At 41.2% G+C, this 5,851-nt stretch carries 3 protein-coding genes; 1 reads left to right on the top strand and 2 read right to left on the bottom strand.

The genetic code is table 11. The annotated features are described in order from the left end of the window. Both AACY61_RS07575 and AACY61_RS07580 read right to left on the bottom strand, forming a co-directional pair. Nucleotides 1–508, bottom strand: a 508-nt coding sequence (locus tag AACY61_RS07575) for a histidine kinase dimerization/phospho-acceptor domain-containing protein (protein ID WP_339610976.1), incomplete at its 3' end; no start/stop codon positions are given. A gap of 77 nt (nt 509–585) precedes the next feature. Beyond that, nucleotides 586–4,938, bottom strand: coding sequence for a PAS domain-containing protein (locus AACY61_RS07580; RefSeq protein ID WP_339610977.1), 4,353 nt, complete (start codon nt 4,936–4,938; stop codon nt 586–588). Between the two features lie 376 nt (nt 4,939–5,314). Between AACY61_RS07580 and AACY61_RS07585 the strand changes: the two genes are divergently transcribed. Continuing rightward, nucleotides 5,315–5,851 (top strand): LamG domain-containing protein (locus AACY61_RS07585; RefSeq protein ID WP_339610978.1); only part of this gene is annotated, 537 nt, incomplete at its 3' end.

Here is a 5,851-nt window from a genome sequence, read left to right on the forward strand (position 1 = left end):
CCTTGACAAGCCTGTTCAGATCCACATTTTCTTTGTGTGCATCTTTCAGACCCGAACGTGATAATAGCAGTAAATCTGAAATCATCTGTTGCATTCGTTTGGAGCCGTCCACCGCATAATAAATATATTGCTGAGCTTTTTCATCAAGCCGGTCATGATACTTGCGCTCCAGTTGCGTTAAAAAACTACTCACCATTCGCAAAGGTTCCTGTAAATCATGAGAGGCAACATAGGCAAATTGTTCCAACTCTTTATTGGTTTCCTGTAGTTTTTTATTCACTTCTTCCAGTTCTTGCACTTTATCGCGTATGGTTTTGTAATACCCACGAATCAACACATACAATAAAAGCGCGGTAAGCCCCACATATAGAAGACCTTTGAAGGTCTGAAACTGACTGAGTTTAATTTGGTCGTCACTAAAAAATAACATCGCTGCATGGTCACTTACAAAAATCCATACAATACCTACTAAAAGATAAATAAGCGTGATTTTTAACGTACTGTTCATGACATTATTCTTGAGATTCTAATTTACTTTATAAGTTTCAAAATGAAAAAAAATAGCGGTATTTTATAAGTTAGCTGTTATTTTGGAATAGTAACTATAAATTGAGAGCCACGCCCGGGTTTAGACTTCACCTGTATGCTGCCTCCTAAATTATCAATCACTTTTTTTACAATTGCCAGGCCCATACCTGTTCCTCCATAGGCTTCTTTGTTATGAAGCCGTTGAAAAATGATGAATATTTTTTCAAAATATTCCGGTTCAATGCCAATACCGTTGTCTTTTATACTGAATTTCCAATGGTCCTGTTTGTCTTTGGCAGTCACTGCTATTTTTGGTGGTACATCTGTGCGGTGATACTTCAGGGCATTGTCCAGTAGGTTGTGAAACACTTGAATGATGGGTGCTTTATAGGCTTTGATTTTGGGAAGGTTTTTATAAGTGATTTCAGCCTGAAGCTCATCAATGAGTTTATGCCTCAAAGCACAAAAGTCTTCCACAATTTCCTCAATACCAAAAGTTTCTTTTTCCTCTTTAAAGTGGGTGACCCTTGAAAACTCCAGCAAATCAAGAATGATATGACGCATGCGTTGGGCACCATCTACCGCAAAATGAATGTATTGCCGGGCTTTATCATCCAAATGAACCCCGTACTTTTTCTCTAGCTGACTCAAAAAGCTGCTCACCATACGCAGCGGCTCTTGCAAATCGTGAGAGGCCACATAGGCAAACTGTTCAAGCTCTGCATTTGAGGTCTCCAACTGCTGGGTATATTTTTTTAATTTTGTGTTCAGTTTTTTCAACGACTCTTCATATTTTTTGCGGTAGCTGATATCGCTCATAGCCCCTACAACTCGCTCAACGACACCCTCGTTGTTTCTGATGAATTTAGCGCGATCAATCACAAAAGCATAGGTGCCGTCGGCCTTTAAAAAACGGTATTCATCAAACCAGTTTGAGGAACCGGGATCAGTCATAAAATGTTCTATTTTCTGAACTACCCGTTCCCGGTCTTTGGGATGAATCAATGAGATTAAAAACTCAAAACTGGGAGGGTCTTTTTCCGAATCATAACCAAACAAGGTCAAGAATCCCTTTCCCCAAAACAACTCATTGTTCAAAACATCATAATCCCAAATGGCGTCATTGGTGGCCTCTGTTACTTTTTCAAATCGTTCATTAGATTTTCTGATTTCCTCCTCAGCGATTTTTCGGATACTCACATCTTTAAAGTAGACCGAAAGCCCGGCTTTGGAAGGATAGGCACTTATTTCAAACCATTTGTTGGTGTCGGGGTAATAGTCTTCAAAATGGACCGTGGTCTGGTTTTTCATTGCTTTGTTGTAGGCCTGATAGGAGGTAAGACCTACATGTTCAGCAAATACATCCCATAGTTTTTTTCCAAGGATGTGCTCCTTAGGGGTTGACAAAAGCGTTTCAGCTTCTTTGTTCCAGTAAGTAACATGCCAGTCAGGATCTACTGCAAAAAAAGCATCACCGATACTTTCCAGAATTGTGTTGCGTTCCGTCAATGCTTCTTTTAAGTTGATTTCGGCCGATTTGCGCTGATGTATGTCCTGATAACTTCCAAATAATTTGGTGCATTCATCTTTTACAAATTCACATTGACCAATGCAACGCACCCACCGTAGGTTTCCTGCTCCGGTGAAAATTTGTAATTCCAGGTCAAACGAACCTCCTTTTTTAATAAGTTCCTTTACAGCTGTAGAAAGGAGGTGCTTACTATCCACACTATAAAACTCCATGCCTCCTGTGGTTGAAGGATTGTATTCATCCGACACTTCAAATAACTCACGTGTAATCGGTGACCAATACATGGCATTCTCATCATTTGCTGTCAGATTGAGCTCCCAGCTCCCAATACGGGCCATTTTTGCCGCATTTTGAAGCAGTTGTTGCAGTTCCTTCATCTCAGTAACATCTCGCCCATAGGCATAGGCGAGTCCGTCTTCACCATACACAGTGGAGGAATTCCATGAAATCCATCGGTACCTGCCGTCTTTGGTACGGTAACGGTTTTCAAAACTATTGGCAAGCCGCTCACCACTGATGGTTTCCAGGTATTCCTTTTTTGTACCTGCTTTATCATCAGGATGTAAAAAAACCTCAAAAGGTTGGGAGGTCAATTCTTCTTTGGTATACCCTAATGTTTGGCAAAATGCAGGATTCACTTTGATAAAGTACCCCTCAGAGTCTGCAATGGCTAAAATATCAGGGGCATTGTCAAAAAACAATTGAATTTCTTCTTCCTGCTGCTTTCGCCTGATTTCTGCTCCCAGAAAGTAGGGCAGTGTTTTGAACATGGATACAAATTCCTCATGGTTGTCGAGGCTTCTTTCGCTTCCAAAAACAAGCACCCCCATGGTCTCATTGTTGTGAACCAAAGGAATCCCTACGGCCGATTTAAGTCCGGCTTTTTTAGCTTCCTTGTGCCTGATAAAGGCTTTGTTGCGGTCAATATCCTGCCAAATTTCCAGCTTGTTGTTAGACCATATCATGCCCGGAAGGCCTTCTCCTTTTTTTAACTGATTGACCGTTTTGGCCAATTGATAGAATTTTTCACCATGGGCATCTGATGCATAGGTACAAACAAGATTGAGCTTTTTATACTTAGTGCCGGTAAGCCAAACCTCTCCCGTTTTAAACTCTTCAAAAAAACTAAGGTACTTTAATACATCTGTCAGTGTAGTGTACAAACTTCTTGATCGGTCTTTAAAATACTGGGAAACATTGAGTTCCAGCTGTAACTGAGTTTCTCGAATGCGCGATTCGCTTCGGTCCCTCAAAGCGCCAATCATACGCAGTGGCTTGCCGTTTTTATCACGCAGTAGATACCCAACTTCATCCACATAGGCATAACTGCCATCGGCTTTTTGAAACCGAAAGGAGCTCGTCCATTGCTGTTGGTTCTTGTCGTTCATAAACTGTTCCCAATCTTCCTTGTTCTGGTCATCATCCTTGGGATGGGTGAGATCAATCCAGTCTTGTAAACGAAAGGGGGTGTCTTTTAGCTCATGACCAAAGAGCCTTTGAAAGCCTTCACCCCAGTAAAATACATCTTGTTCCAGGTCCCAGTCATAAATGGCTTCGTTGGTAGCTTTGTTGACAAGTTGAAAACGTTCATTACTTTGCTCGAGTGCTACTTTGGCTGCTTTCTGTTCGGTAATATCTAAGATGATACAATCCCAGGCAGTACTGCCGTCATTTTGAAGCACCGGGTTGCCGGAGCCTTTATGCCATTTGATACTGCCATCAGGGTGTTTGTAGCGCCATTCGTAGGTCCAGAAACTTAACTCAGACCCCGACTTCTCTATAGTCTCCAACAATTGATCCAGGTCTTCCTTCAGGATTAAATTCCAAACCAGCATATTGTCATCTATGACCTCTTGGGCTGTAAAACCCCACAACTCTTTGGCACCTTGACTCACTAGTTGGAGCTGATCAACACTTCCAGGTTTTCGTATGTACCTGAATACCGCCCCGGGAATATTGTCGGCAATGGTTTGCAATTGCGCCTCCGTAGTTTTTCGGTGGGTGATGTCTGTATGCGTTCCGGTCATCAAAAGTGGTTTGCCATCTTCGGTCCAGCTAATAACCTTGCCGCGGTCACTCACCCATACTGTTTTCCCACTCTTGTGAATCATCCGCACTTCAGCTTCATAATACGCAGTCTTTTTTTCAAAACAAGCTTGCAGTGCAACATCTGAAAGGGGAATGTCTTCAGGGTGAATCACCTGATACCATATATCAATCGAAATGGGGTTTAACTCTTTTTTGGTGTACCCAATGATTTCTGCCCAGCGGTCATTGATCTTCAACGCACCGGTTTGTACATTCCATTCCCAGGTTCCAACTTGAGTGGCTTTCAAAATGTCATCCAGTCGTTGGCGCTGGTCTTCAATTTTTTCTTTCTGTGCCTTGGTTTGGAGTTGTTCTTTTCTCAACTCTAACAACTGCACAGTTTGATAGGCAAGGGTTTTGAGTGCAAGCCGTTGCTTTTCACTCAGTTGCCGGGGTTGCTTGTCAATAACACACAGTGCTCCAACAGCAGTACCATCCCCGGTCACTAAAGGCATCCCTGCATAAAAACCAATTTGAGGATCCTCCACTACATAAGGATTGTCCTTGAAACGATTGTCTTTGTGTGTGTTTTCAACCACTAAAAGCTCATTCGGTTGCTGGATGGCATGAACACAAAACGAATGTTCAATAGGCGACTCCGTGTCCGAAAGTCCAAGATGGGATTTATGAAATTGACGCTCTTCGTCCTGAAAACTAATCAAACTGATGGGCGTATCACAAATATAGGAGGCCAAACGGGTGATGTTGTCAAAGGCTTCCTCCGGTTCTGTATCCAATATCCGGTAGGAGCGAAGCGTCTCAGCGCGATTAATGACTTTGTTTGACTTCATATGTAAAGGGGGGTACTCAATTTTTAAAAAAAAATGGTTCGTTAGTTTTTCCTTAATTTGTAAAAGTGGTCTTTTTTAAAAAATATTAAATGTAATTAAATTTTTTTAATAGTTCTATCTACAATCATACAAAAACAAGGATTTATAGCATATTGGTTTTTATTAAAAAGTAGTACAAATGATGACAAAAAAGTAGTAATATGACCTATACACTATTTTGAGTATTTTTAATAAATTTAACACTAAATTAGATTAAACAATTATTTTAAAAAATAATAAATGAAGAAAAACCTTACTTTTTATTTGATATATTGGTTTTTAATAGTAAAAAATAAGTAGTTAAACATTTAACAAAACGTTTAAAAGCCCCAAACTTATGAAAAAACAATACCTACTGGTTTTTTCCCTTTTGCTGTGTATACACCTTGCTGCACAAACTCCCGGAAATGCACTTCATTTTGATGGAGGTGCCAATTATGTATCAGCAGGGTTGCCTGCTGTTTTTGATGATATCTCTTCAAACGACCTTACGGTGGAAGCTCAAGTCCGTTATACGGGCACCGGCTTTACACGTGTGTTTTATGCACAGAAAGACCAAAACAACTTTTTTAATATCAGTGTCACCAACTTCTCCGGTCAAATGGAGTTGTATGTCTATGTGGGAGATGCTGGTACCACTCATAGTGTGCGTACCTCTACAGGTCTCACCATTGGTGAAAACCACCACATCGCAGCACGCTGGACAGCCTTGACCAATAGCCTCGAAATTTTTGTAGATGGGGTACTTGCCGGTGCTTCCTTTGGAGGCGATACGTCTACCGGAGTCAATGAGGTAATGACCATCGGGTCCCGCACTGATGGAGGTCAAAGCTTTCAGGGTGAAATTGACGAGTTGGCCGTTTGGAGCGAAGCT

Source organism: uncultured Planktosalinus sp., from assembly GCF_963973675.1.
In the GTDB taxonomy this organism is placed as follows: Bacteria; Bacteroidota; Bacteroidia; order Flavobacteriales; family Flavobacteriaceae; genus Planktosalinus.